Source organism: Polaromonas sp. P1_G4, assembly GCF_056405475.1.
On record NZ_JBFUCA010000927.1, the window covers coordinates 1 to 917 of the forward strand.

At 55.7% G+C, this 917-nt stretch carries 3 protein-coding genes; all 3 read left to right on the plus strand.

Annotated elements, in window-relative coordinates; genetic code table 11:
• Positions 1 to 189 (plus strand): isocitrate/isopropylmalate family dehydrogenase (locus AC1D1X_RS24500; protein ID WP_477699513.1); only part of this gene is annotated, 189 nt, incomplete at its 5' end.
• A 162-nt stretch (positions 190 to 351) separates the two neighbouring features.
• Positions 352 to 729: an ATP-dependent Clp protease adapter ClpS gene (gene clpS, locus AC1D1X_RS24505; RefSeq protein WP_457280765.1), complete on the plus strand. Its 378-nt coding sequence runs from the start codon at positions 352 to 354 to the stop codon at positions 727 to 729.
• Between the two features lie 69 nt (positions 730 to 798).
• A partial coding sequence (locus tag AC1D1X_RS24510; protein ID WP_477699514.1) for a Clp protease N-terminal domain-containing protein occupies positions 799 to 917 on the plus strand: 119 nt, incomplete at its 3' end.

The window sequence follows — 917 nt, forward strand, 5'->3', positions numbered from 1 at the left end:
TCCGAAATCCTCTCGGCCGAAATGATGCTGCGCCACATGGGCTGGACCAAGGCTGCCGACCTGATCATCAGCTCGATGGAAAAATCCATCGACTCCAAGAAGGTCACTTATGACTTCGCCCGCCTCATGGAAGGCGCAACCCAGGTCAGCTGCTCCGGCTTTGGCCAGGTCATGATCGACCACATGTAAAGCTGGCTCAGCCGGTTTTTCCGAGAACCGCCCGGGAGCAATCCCGCGGCGGTTTTTTTCTTGGCCGCAGAAAAGGAAAAAAATCACGCTTGAATGTCGCGTTCCCGCCACCAATTTCCCTATCAGGCGCACTGGACTACATCGGTGGCTAGAATGAATTCCATGGCAACCAAGTCTCCCAAATCCCCCAACTCTCCGGTGCAGCCCCCAGTCCCGGCTATCAAGCCTGATAACGGCAATGGGGGAGAGTCGGTCGTATTGGAGCGCCGGCCGCAAAAGACCAAGCCCCCGCAGATGTACCAGGTGGTCCTGCTCAACGACGACTACACCCCCATGGAGTTCGTGGTGGTGGTAATCCAGGAGTTTTTCAACAAGGACCATGACACCGCCACGCAGATCATGCTGAAGATCCATCTGGACGGMAAAGGCGTCTGCGGCGTGTTTTCCAGGGACGTAGCGGCGACCAAGGTGGACCAGGTGACCGAAGCTGCCCGGAAAAACGGCCATCCGCTGCAGTGTGTCAGTGAGCCCATTGAATAATCGTAAATCCGGCCAATATTCCCTTCATAAGTCAGTAGAGTTAACCCAAGCAAGCCGAAAGGAAGATCAATGATTGCCCAGGAACTAGAAGTCAGCTTGCATATGGCGTTTGTCGAGGCGCGTCAGCAGCGCCACGAGTTCATCACCGTTGAGCATCTCTTGCTTGCCTTGCTGGACAACCCCAGTGC